The 15,234-nt window shown below is 40.0% G+C and carries 13 protein-coding genes; 7 read left to right on the top strand and 6 right to left on the bottom strand.

Going from position 1 to position 15,234, the window contains the following annotated elements; all coding sequences use genetic code 11:
• Positions 1-575: 575 nt before the first annotated feature.
• Genes G4D82_RS02515 through G4D82_RS02505 form a run of 3 tightly spaced genes read right to left on the bottom strand, consistent with a single transcriptional unit; the run spans position 576 to position 5,386 of the window.
• On the bottom strand, positions 576-1,919 hold the full coding sequence (locus G4D82_RS02515) for a DUF5689 domain-containing protein (protein ID WP_166334119.1): 1,344 nt from the start codon (positions 1,917-1,919) through the stop codon (positions 576-578).
• A gap of 5 nt (positions 1,920-1,924) precedes the next feature.
• Positions 1,925-2,548 carry a choice-of-anchor J domain-containing protein gene (locus G4D82_RS02510; protein ID WP_166334117.1) on the bottom strand — a complete coding sequence of 208 codons (624 nt, stop codon included), beginning with the start codon at positions 2,546-2,548 and terminating at the stop codon, positions 1,925-1,927.
• Positions 2,549-2,557: 9 nt separating this feature from the next.
• Positions 2,558-5,386, bottom strand: a complete 2,829-nt coding sequence (locus G4D82_RS02505) for a carboxypeptidase-like regulatory domain-containing protein (RefSeq protein WP_166334115.1) — start codon at positions 5,384-5,386, stop codon at positions 2,558-2,560.
• Between the two features lie 143 nt (positions 5,387-5,529).
• Between G4D82_RS02505 and G4D82_RS02500 the strand changes: the two genes are divergently transcribed.
• The 3 genes from G4D82_RS02500 to amaB all read left to right on the top strand — a co-directional run bounded on the left by G4D82_RS02500 (position 5,530) and on the right by amaB (position 9,007).
• Positions 5,530-6,642 (top strand): endonuclease/exonuclease/phosphatase family protein, encoded by a 1,113-nt coding sequence (locus tag G4D82_RS02500; RefSeq protein ID WP_166334113.1) that lies wholly within the window; start codon positions 5,530-5,532, stop codon positions 6,640-6,642.
• 54 nt (positions 6,643-6,696) lie between these two features.
• The gene (locus G4D82_RS02495; RefSeq protein WP_166334111.1) at positions 6,697-7,227 is read left to right on the top strand and encodes a 3-hydroxyanthranilate 3,4-dioxygenase; all 531 of its coding nucleotides are present in this window, start codon (positions 6,697-6,699) and stop codon (positions 7,225-7,227) included.
• Between the two features lie 223 nt (positions 7,228-7,450).
• Positions 7,451-9,007 carry an L-piperidine-6-carboxylate dehydrogenase gene (amaB, locus tag G4D82_RS02490; protein ID WP_166334109.1) on the top strand — a complete coding sequence of 519 codons (1,557 nt, stop codon included), beginning with the start codon at positions 7,451-7,453 and terminating at the stop codon, positions 9,005-9,007.
• Positions 9,008-9,098: 91 nt separating this feature from the next.
• On the opposite strand, the gene G4D82_RS02485 is transcribed toward amaB, so the two are convergent.
• Together G4D82_RS02485 and G4D82_RS02480 are read right to left on the bottom strand one after the other, a co-directional pair.
• Complete coding sequence (locus tag G4D82_RS02485; RefSeq protein WP_166334107.1) at positions 9,099-9,593, bottom strand: DUF6646 family protein; 495 nt, start codon at positions 9,591-9,593, stop codon at positions 9,099-9,101.
• 43 nt (positions 9,594-9,636) lie between these two features.
• Positions 9,637-10,362, bottom strand: a complete 726-nt coding sequence (locus tag G4D82_RS02480) for a metallophosphoesterase family protein (RefSeq protein WP_166334105.1) — start codon at positions 10,360-10,362, stop codon at positions 9,637-9,639.
• 225 nt (positions 10,363-10,587) lie between these two features.
• Between G4D82_RS02480 and G4D82_RS02475 the strand changes: the two genes are divergently transcribed.
• From G4D82_RS02475 to G4D82_RS02460, 4 genes are all read left to right on the top strand, one after another.
• Entirely contained in the window at positions 10,588-11,031 is a 444-nt protein-coding gene (locus G4D82_RS02475) for a hypothetical protein (protein WP_166334103.1), read from the top strand.
• Complete coding sequence (locus G4D82_RS02470) at positions 10,953-12,212, top strand: hypothetical protein (protein ID WP_317167550.1); 1,260 nt, start codon at positions 10,953-10,955, stop codon at positions 12,210-12,212. The genes G4D82_RS02475 and G4D82_RS02470 overlap by 79 nt, the downstream gene beginning before the upstream one ends.
• 119 nt (positions 12,213-12,331) lie before the next feature.
• Positions 12,332-13,474 carry a hypothetical protein gene (locus G4D82_RS02465; protein WP_166334099.1) on the top strand — a complete coding sequence of 381 codons (1,143 nt, stop codon included), beginning with the start codon at positions 12,332-12,334 and terminating at the stop codon, positions 13,472-13,474.
• A gap of 1 nt (position 13,475) precedes the next feature.
• Complete coding sequence (locus G4D82_RS02460; protein ID WP_166334097.1) at positions 13,476-14,093, top strand: T9SS type A sorting domain-containing protein; 618 nt, start codon at positions 13,476-13,478, stop codon at positions 14,091-14,093.
• On the opposite strand, the gene G4D82_RS02455 is transcribed toward G4D82_RS02460, so the two are convergent.
• Positions 14,094-15,233, bottom strand: a complete 1,140-nt coding sequence (locus G4D82_RS02455; protein WP_166334095.1) for an ATP-binding protein — start codon at positions 15,231-15,233, stop codon at positions 14,094-14,096.
• Position 15,234: the final 1 nt, after the last annotated feature.

Genomic DNA, 15,234 nt, shown 5'->3' with positions numbered 1-15,234 from the left:
TAATATTTCGATGGATTCTTAAACTAATACCAATTGCCAGCTATTATTTTCAGCGTATCATCAGTATTAGGTAATCCCAAGGACGAATATTAACCCAACAAGTTTTAATTACTGGCAGTTGAGTTCCTGTTTTGCGTTTGTTTTAAAGTAAAAAGGCAACCTTGATTGATGCCCTAGAATAGTTTTTCTACAATAATAATACCAAGAAACCAATAGACTAATTTTAGTTTATCACTATTGTTAACCGATTTGATTAAAAAGTTTCATAGGGTTTTATTATACAAGTAATTTGATTAATGTTTGTATTGGTAAGTCTCAAGGAGTAGCGATGTGAACATAACTTTTGCCTTGAGATTAGATTGATACAACCATTTCCTTATGCAGCATTTATTCGAATCAATACCCAGAAACCACACTAACAAAGTTGTACTATTATGAAAGCATAAATGAATCTGCAAAAGCGTCAGTTAAGCGGCTAGAGGGATTTTAAAGACTACTTTTCTATACAGCCTTTAGACAGAAACAAAAAAGCGCCTATTTTGAGGCGCTTTTTATGTTTGAATCTGTAAAAAAAATTAATTGATTACAATATTGTCAATGTTTACGTTTGTGGTTAGCAGAGTTGGTCCAGAAATATTACTTCCGGTGTATTCGAAAATAACATAGCCATTACCGGTTAAATTGGTCGGGAAATTATAGATTCCAGCTGAAACAAAAGCTGAAGTGGTTTCTGTTGGCAAAGTGAAATTAGAAGTAATGTCATTCAAAGTGGCATTGGTTATTTTCTCACCAGGGACATAATCAGTCGAACGATATACTTTTAAACCTAAACCTGTAGAGAAGAAATCAGTATCAATTGAAAATGTAAAAGTATTGGCTGCAGTGAAATCTACAGGAACTACAAAATAAGTTTTATTTGACTGTAAATCGCCACCAAATGAACTCATTTGTATACATTTAGTACTGTTGACACTTTTAACAATCCAATTTTTAGCTCCAGAGATGTCAAAATTCAAATACTTTACAAAACTTTTTAGGTTGGTGTCATAGCTTTCAAAGTTTTCATTCAAGGTACTGTTGAAAGTATATGTTCTTGGATTGGTAAGTTTGATGTCGTTTTGATGACGAACCAAAAACTGAAAATCAGAGCCGTATTTTGTCATCACACCTCTTAATTTTCCTCTCCCAGAAGGAACAGGTTGATACGCAAAAAGCGCAAATGAACTCACTCTGAAAAAACGTGTAGTTCCACCATTTACATCTGTAATATCATGGTTAGTTGCACTTCCGCCCGAATCAATATCAAATAGTGTTCTTCCTAAAGAGCTATCGGCAAACTGAACATTATCAATTTCAATCAAAGTATTCAAATTGGTATTATTTGCAGCAGTAGCCAATGACATGGTTCTAACCATATTGTCTTCGTCAACTATCGTAGCTGATGGGAATAAGAAATTTTGCCATTCATTTTCTGAGATTCTTCCGATTTCACCTTCGAACAAAGCTCCGATTTTCAATGAACCATCAACAACAGCGGTATACAAACCTTGCATTTTGATGTAAATTTTTCTTCCAGGAGTAAATCCTTTTACGTAAGATGAAAAGTTAGCTGTTACACTTAAACCAATCGGTTGGCTGGAGTTGGTGGCAATGTTTTGCAAACAAATCGTGTTGTAAAAAGTGCCGGTTTCGTCAGTAGAAGTTACATAAGCTTCAATAATATCATCAGCGGTATATTGTACCGGATTCGCCGTGTTGTTGAACGTAATGATGTCCTGAACAGTTTTGTTTGCGGTAAGTTCGTATGTTACAATTCCTGTTTCAGAATTGTCCATGTTTGAATCGTCTTTCACACAACTAGTGCTTAGCACAAGTAGCATCGAAAAAACGGTCAGCGATTTAATCAATCTTGTTTTCATATTTCTTAGTAGTATAAACGAATGTTATCAATTTGGTATGTTGCGTCTAGATTCTGATTGGTTCCAGATCCTTTTACTTTAAAAGCGAAATGTAAAGTTCCTTGAAACCTTGATAAATCCACCTCTCCAGAATTTACATATTCGTAGAAATCATTAAATACAGTTGGGGTTTTCACAGGAATATTAACCCAACTAGCTTGATTAAAGTTAGCAATATTTCCATCAAAATCAGTTGAAACCATTAATTCTAATGTATTATCAGCAGAAGACAAGAAAGCATGAGCGGCTTGAAAAACTAATTTTTCACCTTCTTGTTGGTCCATGTCAAAGGCAGGTGAAATCAACCAAGCCACATTCAAAGGCTGTCTGTTGCTAGCTTGAGATTGAAATGAAGTGAACTGAGCATAGCCGTTGCCTTCAAAGATTTCCTCTGTAAATTTGTAGGTGCCAATCTGGGCATAATTAATCCATCCTGGGGTATCCAAATTTGTATTGTCCGTATTATCTGAAAAGTTCTCTATAAACAAGGTTCTTTTGGTTTGCTTGTTTTCTATATCGCTTTCTGAGGTACAACCTGTAAATGCCAAAGCACACATGGCAGCAATTGCATATAAAGATATTTTTTTCATGATACTAAATTAAAAATTAATGTAAAGGTTCACAAAGTAAGTTCTGCCAAATCCGTAGAAATACTTTGGCCCGAAAGAAGGCGTATGCGCTACATAAGCTCCATTAGTGTCCAGATGCGAAACATCTTGGTTCAATTGTCTGAAACTTGAGTTTCTGGCTTGTTCAAAGCCACCGGTTTTATAGGTAATATCAAAAACATTGTTGATGCTGGCAAAGAAACCAAAAGTTTGATTACCTACTTTCCATGATTTACCACCTGTTAAATTTACTAAAGTGAAATCTTTGAACTTTTCCTGTTCTAACAACTGATCCACTCTTTCTTGAGTAGCTTCGTAGAATGGAGTGCCGCTGTTACCAAATGTAGGGTCTTGTAAAAAAGCGTCAGTTCTTAAAATTGGAGCCACATCAATGTAATTGTTGGCTAGATAGTTGGCATTGGCGCCAATCCACCAAAATTTAGGGGCTCTATATTCCAACCCAAAAGAAGCTGCAGTTTGTGGCATTCCCGGTTGTCTATAGTTTTTCATATTGGCTTTTCCGTAATCTCTGATTGGGAAGGTATTAGTAGCCGTCGCCTGATCGTCAATATTTAATTGTACGGTTGGATTGCTATCATAGGTAAATTCACCATAGGTTCCAGCAAGAGTCATTTTGATTGTTTTAGAGAGTTGATACTCCAAACCAAACTCGACTCCAACATTCTTTTTATTCAAACCGTTGATGGTTTCTGCAACGAAAGCGCTATCGCCATTATCGTCACTTCCATCATCAATAGCATCAGCAAAGAAGAACGAAGTTTCCGTCGATCCTTTGATGTAAGAATAGAATCCAGTCAATCTCATTTTCATCTTTGGCGTTTTGATGATATAGCTTGCATCGGTACTTGAAATCACTTCGCTTTCTAAATTGTCATAAACGTTGTTGTTCGCTCTAGCATTCGGGAAAGTGTTTCTCAAGTTCGGAGCTTTCGTAGCATAATATCCGTTTAAATCGATAAAATGACGTCCTGAAATTTTATAAGTCATACCACCTTTGAAACCAAAGTTGTCAAATGAAATTTTCTCGCTTTTACCGAATGAATTGGTAGGATAGTAACCGTTTCTATACAAACCTTCTCTTTGGTAGTAAGCTTTGCTGTAGCTTTGCGCCATGTAGAAATCGACTTTTTTGTAAGTGAACTTGAACTGAGTAAAAGCATCGATTGTTGTAGCGTATAAATTGTAGTTGTAACCAAATTTATCACCTTCGTATACTCTTCTGTTCGGATTGTTCAAGTCGGGTTCTTGTTGCGAACCTGTACCGAAATTATCAAAATCCTTGTAGTAATTTCCACCAAGCAAGTCAAGCAAATACTGGAAATTGTTCGATCTAAGTTTGCGGAAATTCACGGCACCATTCATCATCACATTGTCGCTCAACTGAGAAGTCAAAATTGTATTGGCATTGAACTGTTCGTCGTCGGTGCGGTCTTCATAAAGCACGTAATAACTGTTTCCGTCGGTGCTCAATCGGTTGGCATCATATATTTCGTTCCAGTTGATTTGACGATTAGTTAGGAATTTGGCTCTAGAAGCTTCCAGAACGTTTGTCGCGCTATTGCCTATGTAGTTTCCGTTGTCATCAAATTGAGTCGTGTAGAAGCTGGGCAGATTTCTGTAATAAGTTGGATCCGGGTTGTCCTGACCTTGAAAATCCAGACGACTGTTGCCGATTTTACCGATTTGATAACTCAAGTTTGTGTTTAAGCTGGTTTTAGAATTGAATTTCCAATAGTGGCTTAACATTAAGATAGGCTCTTCAACGGTCTTCACACGGGAATTTCTTTTTTCTCCATCTTGCCAACCCCAATAAGAGTTGTATTTTACACCTGCGATATCAGTAACTTCTTGAGTGTTAGGTGAGTTTTTGCCTCTGTAGTTTTGTGCATAAATTGAGGTAAAATTCAAAGAGTGGTGATCGTTGAATTTTTTCTCAACACTGGCAAAGAGCGAATTAGCACTGTAGTCTGTGCCTTCAAAGTAGCCTTCTTCAGCCCATCTTCTTGAAGCCGAAACCACAAAAGCCCATCCTTTGGCATTCATTCCTGAGGCATGTGTACCCATGGTTCTCCAACTGTAGTTGGTGTTGGTTCCCGAAAACGAAATCCTTGAACCTTTTCTGTAAATTGAAGCTCTAGTATTGATTTCCTGCGTTCCTAAAATACCTCCGAAAGTATAATCAGATGGCGCAGAACCAGAAGTGAATTCTTGGTTTCTTGTGGCATCATTCAATCCGCCCCAGTTGCTCCATTGTGGGCGACCATCGTAAATTTTATTCATGGAAACCCCATTAATCATAGTAGTGCCATATTCGTTGTCAAGACCTCGAATTCTGAATCTTGCCTGTCCCCAGTTGAAAGCTGCCGCCTGTTGGTATACATCACGACTGGCCTGAAGCAAACCAGAAGTACTTTCTGAGCCGCTATTGTCGTCGCCCAAATCGTTTTCAGTAATCGTTACTAAGCTTAATTGTTGCTCTTGGGTTTGGTCTTCTACAAAGAGGACGACTCCTAAATCGAGGATTTTTCCCGATACAATTTCTACAGGAATCATCTGCTCGGTGTAACCTTGTGTCTTGATTTCCAAGACTTGGTTTCCTTGCGACAACTCTTTAAAGGTGAATTTTCCACTAGCGTCAGTCAATTCTGTCAGTGGAGAATTCAAAATCGTGACGACCACATTTTGCAATGGTTTCTGAGTTTTTGAATCCACCACTTTTCCTGTAACACCTGAACCGGATTGTGCGAATACGAAAACCACCTGCATCACAAATAAGATACTAAAAACAAGTTTTCTCATAAATAAAGATTAATTTAAATTTTGATTTTGTCGAGCTTAATAAAAACTTAACAGCCGACAAATGTACATCTTTTAATAATATTACATACTTTTGGCTGCTAAATTTATCCTTCTGGTTACCTTAAATTAATACCTATCAAACAATGAGAGTGAGCAACTTAATTGCCCTATTTGTGCTGAGTTTAACCTTCGGCGGAGTCCAAGCTCAGGAAAAGAAAGCAAAGAAATACGTCATTAACACCGTAGCGTTCTATAATTTCGAAAACCTTTTTGACACGATTAACCAAGCCAACAACGACGAAGAATGGTTGCCCAATGGAGCCCAAAACTGGACCTCGAAGAAGTACCACCAAAAACTCGAGAATTTGGCTCGCGTGCTTTCTGAAATCGGAACCGGAGAAAACACCACAAATTCACCAGTAATTATTGGCGGCTGCGAAATCGAAAACCGTGGCGTTTTAGAAGATTTAGTCAAGCAGCCCAAACTGGCGGTAAACGATTACGGCATCGTACACTATGATTCGCCGGACAAACGAGGTATCGATGTGGCGTTATTGTATCAGAAGAAACACTTTAAACCCACTAGTTCGGTCAATATTCCGTTGCTGATTTATAAAACAGAAGAAAAAGAAAAAGACAAAGAAACCGACGAAGACAAACTTGACAAAGACAAAATCGAGGTCAAAACCGGCGATAGAGTTTACACGCGAGATATTCTGTTGGTAACAGGTTTTCTGGATGGTGAAGAAGTCAACATCATGGTCAATCACTGGCCATCACGTTCGGGCGGTGAGAAAAAAAGTAGTCCTTTCCGCGAAGCAGCCGGACGCTTAGCCCGAAAAGTCATGGATTCCATCTATAAAGTCAACCCGAATGCCAAAATTATTGCCATGGGTGATTTGAACGACGGTACTTACAACAAAAGCGTCAAGGAAGGCATCGGAGCCAAACTTAAAAAAGAGCAAGTTAAAGAATTCGGGGTTTATAATCCGTTCGAACAAATGGCCAAAGACGGGCATTGCACTTTGTTCTATCGTGATGCAGGTGATATCTTTGATCAAATTATGGTTTCTGAAACCCTTATCAAGCCAGATTATTCTTCATTCCGTTATTGGAAAGCCGGCATATACAATAAACCCTACATGATTACCAAAGTGGGCCAATACAAAGGCTATCCGCTGCGGCATGGCGCCAACGAAATTGGTTTCAGCGACCACTTTCCGGTGTACATATACCTAATTAAGGAAGCAAAATAAATTTATACAAAGGATAGTCGGGCACTATCCTTTTTTATCAAAAACAATTTAGTCATGGCTCAGAAACCTTTCAACCTGAACCGCTGGATCGATCAAAACCGTCATTTACTCCAACCACCGGTGGGCAACAAAAGCATTTATACCGACTCGGAAGATTATATCGTCATGGTAGTCGCGGGCCCGAACGCCAGAAAAGACTATCATTACAATGAAACCGAAGAGCTTTTTTACCAACTCGAAGGTACCATCAAAGTCATAGTTCAAGAAAACGGCCAGCGAAAGGAAATGGAACTCAGCGCAGGCGATATGTACTTGCATCCAGCCAAAACACCGCATTCACCGGTGCGCGGAGAAAATTCAATCGGCTTGGTCATCGAACGCAAACGAGCAGGTAAAGGCTTTACAGACGGGCTGCTGTGGTTTTGCGAAAATTGCAACCACAAACTCCACGAGGTTTATTTTGAATTACACGATATTGAGCAGGATTTCCTGCCTCACTACGAACATTTTTACAACTCGGAACAACTTCGAACTTGCGAGCAATGTGGCACCGTCATGGCAACCGATCCGAAGTATATCAAATAAACGCACTTTAACAGGATTTAATCTGTGGCAATCTTTGCTTTTTTAGGAGCCGGGAACCTGCTGTCCGCTATATCTTTCGCTCAGCTGACGCACCGCAAAAGGATGCCGCTGCCATCAGGGCTAGGGCTGCCGTTGCCCAACGAATTATTAACTAAAAATCAATCATAGTCAATTATTATTTACTTTTGCGACCGAAATCGATGTAATTAGAAAAAAATAAATTATGACCACAACAATAGCAGAACAATTCGGCATGACCGAAGCTTTAGCCCAACTTGGAGTGAAGTCCTTGAACGAAGGCACTTCTACCGGACAAAACAACTTTGCTTCTGGCGAAATCCTCGAATCTTATTCACCGGTTGACGGTCAATTGATAGGCTCGGTGAGGATTTCTACCGCAGCTGATTACGAAAAAGCCATGCAAGCAGCCACCGAAGCTTTCAAAACGTTCCGACTCATGCCCGCACCACAACGCGGCGAGATTGTGCGCCAGTTCGGAGAGAAACTTCGCAAGCACAAAGAATCGCTGGGCAAACTGGTTTCCTACGAAATGGGTAAATCCCTACAAGAAGGATACGGAGAAGTTCAGGAAATGATCGACATCTGCGATTTTGCCGTAGGATTATCGCGCCAATTGCACGGGCTGACAATGCATTCAGAACGTCCTGGGCACAGAATGTACGAGCAATATCATCCGTTAGGTGTAGTCGGGATTATTTCAGCATTCAATTTCCCTGTAGCCGTTTGGTCTTGGAATACGGCCTTGGCTTGGATTGCAGGCGATGTTTGCATCTGGAAACCATCCGAAAAAACCCCACTTTGCGGCATTGCTTGTCAAAACATCATCGCCGAAGTTTTAAAAGAGAATAATTTGCCTGAAGGAATATCATGTTTGGTCAATGGGGATTACAAAATCGGTGAACTCATGACGGCCGACACTAGAATTCCGTTGGTTTCAGCCACAGGTTCTACCCGAATGGGTAAAATCGTAGCGCAAGCAGTGGCTGCCCGTTTAGGAAAATCATTATTAGAACTCGGAGGAAACAATGCCATTATCGTTACTCCAGATGCCGATATCAAAATGACCGTGATTGGCGCTGTTTTCGGAGCTGTCGGAACAGCCGGTCAAAGATGTACCTCTACACGCCGATTGATTATCCACGAGAGTATTTACGATAAAGTGAAAGACGCCATCGTAGGTGCTTACAAACAATTGCGCATCGGAAATCCGCTAGACCAGAACAACCATGTCGGCCCGCTGATTGACAAACACGCAGTTGAAATGTATAATAAAGCATTAGAAAAAGTAGTAGCCGAAGGTGGGAAAATATTGGTAGAAGGAGGCGTGCTTACTGGCGAAGGATACGAAAGTGGTTGCTATGTCAAACCGGCCATTGCAGAAGCTCAAAATTCATTTGAAATCGTGCAGCACGAAACTTTCGCCCCTGTCTTGTACTTGTTGAAATATTCAGGCGAAGTGGAAAATGCCATCGAATTGCAAAACGGGGTAGCCCAAGGCTTATCTTCTGCAATCATGACCAATAACTTGCGTGAGGCCGAGAAGTTCTTGTCAGTTGCCGGTTCAGATTGCGGAATTGCAAATGTCAATATAGGAACTTCCGGAGCTGAAATTGGAGGTGCTTTCGGCGGGGAAAAAGAAACTGGCGGCGGACGTGAATCAGGTTCTGATGCTTGGAAAATCTATATGAGAAGACAAACCAACACCATCAATTACACTACTAATTTGCCGTTGGCTCAGGGCATCAAGTTTGATTTGTAAACGAACACGAATGGCACGAATTTAATTCTGAATTTTTTCCATAAAAAAAGCGGCCTATTACAGGCCGCTTTTTCTTTTTATTGAATTGTTTTTACAAATTGAAACTCGCCCCAATATTGAACACAAACTGATTGTTGTAATGGTCAAATCCGTAAACGTCTGAATCGTATTTCGCAATCGGGATACCAGCTTCTGAGAACAATCCGAATCCGTCAGTAAAGAAATAACGGAAACCCAAATGCCCGCCGAAATTACGCAATCCTAAATTAAGACCTGGATAGATGTCCATTTTTTTATCGAGTTGAAACACATTGCCCAAATTGGCGTTGAATCGAACTTTCAAATCGAAACGATCACCAAAATCTGCTTTTTCCCCTTCAATTTCTCGAGTACTCAACAGATAATTGGTTGTAAACCCGAACGACATATTTTCGCCTACACCGTAATCACCGGAAAAGAAAATCCCGGTTCCGTGGTCTTGCAGGTTCGCTCCCACTTGACCTTTAATATCGCCTTTGCCTTTGTATGCTTGTGCGCTCAGTAGTGAAAATGAACCTAATAATAATACCGTAATAATTTTTCTCATGGCTATATGGAATTAAATTTAGGCCAAAGATAGTAAGTTCGGTTTAATTTCGACCTTTTTCATTAGGGTATAAGTCGGGTAGTGCGTCGCTTTGCCAGAACTCCTTACTTTCAACATCAAGAATACTAAGCTTACCTTTGAAAGCGGCTCCGGTGTCAATGTTCCAAACGTTGGCCATTTGCGTAGGCACTTTTCGTCCAATTTGGGTTACCGGCGTATGGCCTATGTATATTTCTTCATAAACTTTTAGCCTTCGAGGATAACGCGGCGAATCGTAGTCTAGATTTTTATCGAATGACATCGCGGTTTCCCAAAGCGTTCGTTCCCAATAGAACATTCTCGGAAAATATTCGAACTCCACGCCATTCATATTGGTGAATCCGGCATGCACAAACAAACGGTTCTGATCATCGAGATAATAGTCTTGCAATGACTCAAGAAATCGAATGTGCTTTTGTTTGTCTGCGGCGGTAACTTTGGTGTAGGCCATAATCGTCGATTCGCCACCGTGTTGGTGCCACAGCCGATTGTCTTTACTTTCACGCAGCCAATCACAGAGCAGTTGGTCGTGGTTCCCGCGCATGAAAATACAACAGTGGGTTTGTTGTAAGGAAATCAGAAAATCCAATACTTGCGGCGACTGGCTCCAACCATCCACATAATCTCCCAAAAAAATAAGCAAGTCTTCTGGGGTTACTTTGGCACGTTCAAACACTTGGTGCAAAGCCCGTAAACCACCGTGAATATCGCCAATGACTAGTGTTCTCATAGATGAATTTCAGAGCAGGCAAGATATGAAAATCTGCCCAAAGATGTTTTACAGCATCCACAGATTAATTCTTTGGGTGCATATAGCAACTTGCTCGCGATTAATTTAACATTAGTTACAGAAAATCTGCCGCGCGTTTTGGTTTTTGCAAAGTAGCTTTACCCTACAAGATTCGCGATCTTATTAAAACTCAATTTTTATTTAACATTAAAATTTTTATTAGCCATGAAAAAATTATTTTTTACATTAATTGCCTCATTTTTATTCGGATTGGTTGCCAACGCACAAAATGGCAGTTACACTAAATCAGCTATGACTGTCGCCGTGGCAGCCGCTAAAGGAACTTACACTAAAGGAATGTCTTATCAAGAGTGGTTAAAGAACCAAATCGGCACTACAGTTCCAGCGAAAGAAGAGGAAAAGTTCTTAAGTGATATTTTTAATTATTTATCGACTGGGGCGAATTCGGAAACCGTGTTGAAGACTTATGACGGAAAATCCATGATTAATTTGGCACTATTAAGTAGCAAAGGAGGCTTAAAAGCCTTACAAGGAGCTACCTTAAACAATCAGAATAGATTTTGCTGGATGTGTTTGATCAAATTAGTTGTCGATTTGATATGCGAAATAGTGCCTTGTGGAGGACCAGTAATACAAGATATGCCTTAAAAAAGGACAGCAGCCTGGGATTTATTTTTCAGGCTGCTTCATCAACTTGTCAACGTATGAAAGTAGTTTTGGTTTTATTTTTTGCTTTGCTGGCTTCATGCACCGCAGTAAAATATGTGATGAATGAGAAAATTGTTCTAAAGGAAGAGTGTATTGACATTTCGTCCAAAGGAATTCCTGTTTTCGAAGTCGAATTAGAGAATAAAAAGCAATCCTTTGTTTTTGATTCGGGTGCTACAACCTCTGTGGTAAATGACTCGAATGCAATTCCTGAGTTCAGCAAAAAAAAGATAGCGAGGTTTGGCAGTCATGTTGGAGCTGATCGAAAAAAGAGCCAAAATAAATTATTAACAGTCAAACTACAGTCAACGATTTTTGAGAGTGAGAATAAATTGGTTTTATTTTCTCAGATGCCCCAAAGTGCTTGCTCTAAAGGCTTGTTGTTTAAAGGCATTGTTGGGCTGGATGCTTTTTTTCAGAATGACTTTGGCGTGTTTTTAGATTTTACAAATCAAAGAATCTGTAATATCAGAGCGAGCGAAATTAAAAGCAAATCAGATATTGACTCTTACAAATTGATTAAGTCTGAGTGCAATAGAAATCAAATATTTGTATTCTTAAAAATCGATGGTAAAGAACATAAGTTTAAGCTAGATACGGGCTACTCAGGGAGTATCATTTTTCCATTTTCGAATCAACTGGATTTTTCCCAATATCCTTCAAAAACATTTGAAGGTGCGATATATTCGACTATAAATAATGCTGGTAAAAGCATAGATCAGTTATACGAAACTGTACCCTACGAAATATCCGGTGAAAAAGGATTGACCAGACTCTCGGTTTCCTCATCGATCAAAGCCCAAAACATCGGCATCAATTTCATCAAAGCTTTTGATTGGCTAATTGATTACCAACACAATAAGGTTTACATCAAACGTAATCAAAATCCTATTGAGAGCCAATTGAGCCGAAAAGTAACCTACTACGCCAAAGTATACGAGAATAAACTGGTGGTATCAGTTAAAGAAAAATCACAGAACAAATACCAACTTGGCGATCAAATTGTCAGTGTCAATGGGCAAAAGGTAACTCAAGAGAACCTATGTGAGTGGCAAGATTTAGTAAACAAAACCGACGATTGGAGTACTTTGGATTTAGAAGTTATTCCAGCACATCCATAATATTGCAAACGCTATTATTTCACTTTCATTAGACAGGTTGTTTTTTTCGCTTTTTATTATCCATATCGATTTACACGCCATGAACCTATTAAAAATGTACACGCCACTCAACCCTACGGATGATGAAAACCCAAATCTTCTACTCGACGCTATTTTTGTTGCTAGCGACGAACGTTTTCGCTACTTTTTCTGACAACGAAACCAATCCGAATGTCATTCTGGCGCAACTCTCGGCATCTATTGACTCCATCAACGAGCAGTATGTTAGGCTGTTCAAAATTGAGCACGCCAGGTTACAGGCTGTTGACGACGAACTGAAATCGGTTACCATTCTTCAAGCCAAAGTTGATTTGCTGATTCAAAAGGGTTTGATTCAAGATCAAATTCGGCAGTTGCAAAAAGACAATGGCAACGATGTGGCCAAAGTTCGGTACCTCAAGGGTTTGCAAATTATCAAAATCCTGTATGAAAAAGTCTTGAGCCTCGACCATCATTTCGCTTCGGTGCGTACTTTCAACGAGATTAGTAAAATAGCCAACCCGAACCAATACCCGGAATACGGCAAACTCAAAGAATTGGTTTCGACCAAGAAGGAAAAGAAAAGCGCGTTCGAGCTTACGAGTTTGTTGGCGGCCAATCCTGTCGCTTCAGTCATTCAGACCTTCGGAGGCATGCTTACCTCGTCGCTTTCTAAAGAGGAAAAAGAAAAAGAACTCGCCAAGGTGGAATGCATACTGGATTTTTCGCTTCGTATGCAAAACGACTTGAACACGATTTACTTCGAGACTGCTTTTCTGCAAAACAACAATGATAAAATCAAACAAGACATCGAGTTGTTGTTTAAAGATTATACCAAGCCGATAGGTTACAACGCCTCGCTGGAAAACTGCCGCACCAACGACGACTGGGAAAATTTGACCCAGAAAATGGAAGACTATCTAGATAAGATGAAAACCACCACCGGTTCGGCGCAGTATAAAATGCAGGTGAATCTAGATTTTCCTATTGACAGGCTGTTGCAGTTCATCTCGCAATACAACAATTTCATTGATCAAGGTGGAAAATTCTATGAAAAGTTCGGCATCATTCTGAGCAGTTATGAAAACGAAATTCCTTGCGAATCGAAATTGCCGGTAGAGTATAAAAAGCTCAAATCCGATATTAATGTAGCCATCGAGAAGTTTAAGGTTGCTTATAAACCGGTGGAAATCAACGGCACGAAAATGAAAGAAATCCTGTATGGGTTAAATGAATTCGATTAAAATGAAAACAAAGATTTCCTGTTTTTTGTGCCTGTTGTTTTTCTTTAACGCGAGCGCACTGCATATCGCAAGGGTAAATATTTCCCAATTAGAGAAAAACCTCAAAGTGCGTATTGACACTCAGGCCGCAGAGCTTTACTATTTTCAAACTTGGCAGTATTCGGTCGAGCAAAATACGATTACTATAGAGGCGCTGTTCATTTCGGGTTTCGGATCGGCTATCGACTATTTGCACAATGAATTCGAGTTGCCTCTGATTTTAAACCAACCAGATTTTTACCGGCTCATTGTCAAAGCTTTTTACGGTTCATATCAACCCGAGCAATTGCAAGATAAAGTGGAGAGCGCTTTTTCGGTGCCGTTTTCAAGCCCTTTGTTTTTGTTCGACCAAACGCTAAATACAACCGAAAATATAATCAACCCTAGTTCCGGAGAATTGCTCATCGATGCCAAAATTAGTCACGTTTTTGTATTCGACATTAGCGGGAAATACGTCGCCAATTTGAAAAACAACCAAGGGAAAATTCCGCTTGACCAACTGGCCGATGGCATTTATATCGTGGGTTATTTCCGCGAGCAACGTTACAAAACCATTCGTGTTATTTTGAAAAAACAGTAATTACTGCACATCGTATTTCATCTTTCTCAAAATCCGGAGCGCCTCTTTAAATGACTGGTAAATGCCAGCATAAGGTTTCAATAACAGTTTGGCATCGATGAGTTTTTGCTTGGCCTCATCAAAACCGTTGAGGTAACAAATCATAAAAGTAGACGGCAGGTTTTCTAAATCTTTCTGTTCGCGAGCCGAGAGCCGATATCCTTTTTGCAGTTGCCCCAAAAGCGCGATATTGGCATTATAGATATGATACAACATTTTTTTGTTGAATTCCGGCGGTTCAAAGAGCATCTCGCGGTCAATTTTGTAGTAGCCGTTGTCAAAAAAACGGATGGTTTGTTTCTCTAAAGGATAGTAACTCGTTTTGTCGTTGAGTCCTAGGGCGACATATTCGGTAATGGTGAAACTGTTTTGATCATAAACAATCGTGACTTCGTCTTGGGCGGAATAAAAAAGCTTGACTTGTTCGTTGATAAGTTCAATGTCAACGCGCGATAGATATTCTTGCCCGCGGACGGTTTTGGAAATCCCGGCCCAACAAATCACAAAAAGCTCTTTAAACACCTTGTATTTCGAGTCCATGTCTTTGTGGCGGAAATTCATGAAGTCGATGACTCCGTCGAGCGTATACCCTACGCTGTTTCGCGAGCTGTTCTCAATGCTGATTACCGTTGCGGTATTTTGGTAGTTTTTCTCAAACTTGCCTTCGAGCGGCATGCTGTTGCTGCCCACGCGGACAAAAACCGTATTGGCCAAAATAGTGTGGATGCCTTTCTTAAAAAAAGACACGCGATTCTTCGGTTTGATGGTCACCAATCCGACAACTTTGCCTTTCGGAAGATTTGGAAAAGGCACATTCTCATATTGTATTTTCGGTGGATTTTCCAGAAAAGCATTGACCAGATTCTGAATGCGGCTATCGTCGAAGAAATCGTCGCCTACAATTAAATTATCATGATCTTCTACACCAACGACGATGTAAGAATTATTGGTCGGATTCGAATTCGACAGTGCGCAGATATGCTTTAGGAATTTCGCCTTGCCTTCACGCGAATGCAGGTTGAGTTGGCGCTTTTTATCATAGAAACTACACTCATCGTTGTGAGCCAGCAGGTTCTTGATTAAAAGACGCTTGTTGATCATG

This window comes from Flavobacterium lotistagni, assembly GCF_011392125.1.
GTDB lineage: Bacteria > Bacteroidota > Bacteroidia > Flavobacteriales > Flavobacteriaceae > Flavobacterium > Flavobacterium lotistagni.
Note: the sequence above shows the minus strand (reverse complement) of the source record. Positions and strands in the feature narration are given on the sequence as shown.

Coding starts and splice junctions, on each gene's coding strand:
- G4D82_RS02480 (WP_166334105.1), bottom strand. CDS start 10,362: ATGAGAACACTAGTCATTGGCGATATTCACGGTGGTTTACGGGCTTTG.
- G4D82_RS02485 (WP_166334107.1), bottom strand. CDS start 9,593: ATGAGAAAAATTATTACGGTATTATTATTAGGTTCATTTTCACTACTG.
- amaB (WP_166334109.1), top strand. CDS start 7,451: ATGACCACAACAATAGCAGAACAATTCGGCATGACCGAAGCTTTAGCC.
- G4D82_RS02495 (WP_166334111.1), top strand. CDS start 6,697: ATGGCTCAGAAACCTTTCAACCTGAACCGCTGGATCGATCAAAACCGT.
- G4D82_RS02505 (WP_166334115.1), bottom strand. CDS start 5,386: ATGAGAAAACTTGTTTTTAGTATCTTATTTGTGATGCAGGTGGTTTTC.
- G4D82_RS02510 (WP_166334117.1), bottom strand. CDS start 2,548: ATGAAAAAAATATCTTTATATGCAATTGCTGCCATGTGTGCTTTGGCA.
- G4D82_RS02500 (WP_166334113.1), top strand. CDS start 5,530: ATGAGAGTGAGCAACTTAATTGCCCTATTTGTGCTGAGTTTAACCTTC.
- G4D82_RS02515 (WP_166334119.1), bottom strand. CDS start 1,919: ATGAAAACAAGATTGATTAAATCGCTGACCGTTTTTTCGATGCTACTT.
- G4D82_RS02455 (WP_166334095.1), bottom strand. CDS start 15,233: ATGATCAACAAGCGTCTTTTAATCAAGAACCTGCTGGCTCACAACGAT.
- G4D82_RS02465 (WP_166334099.1), top strand. CDS start 12,332: ATGATGAAAACCCAAATCTTCTACTCGACGCTATTTTTGTTGCTAGCG.
- G4D82_RS02475 (WP_166334103.1), top strand. CDS start 10,588: ATGAAAAAATTATTTTTTACATTAATTGCCTCATTTTTATTCGGATTG.
- G4D82_RS02460 (WP_166334097.1), top strand. CDS start 13,476: ATGAAAACAAAGATTTCCTGTTTTTTGTGCCTGTTGTTTTTCTTTAAC.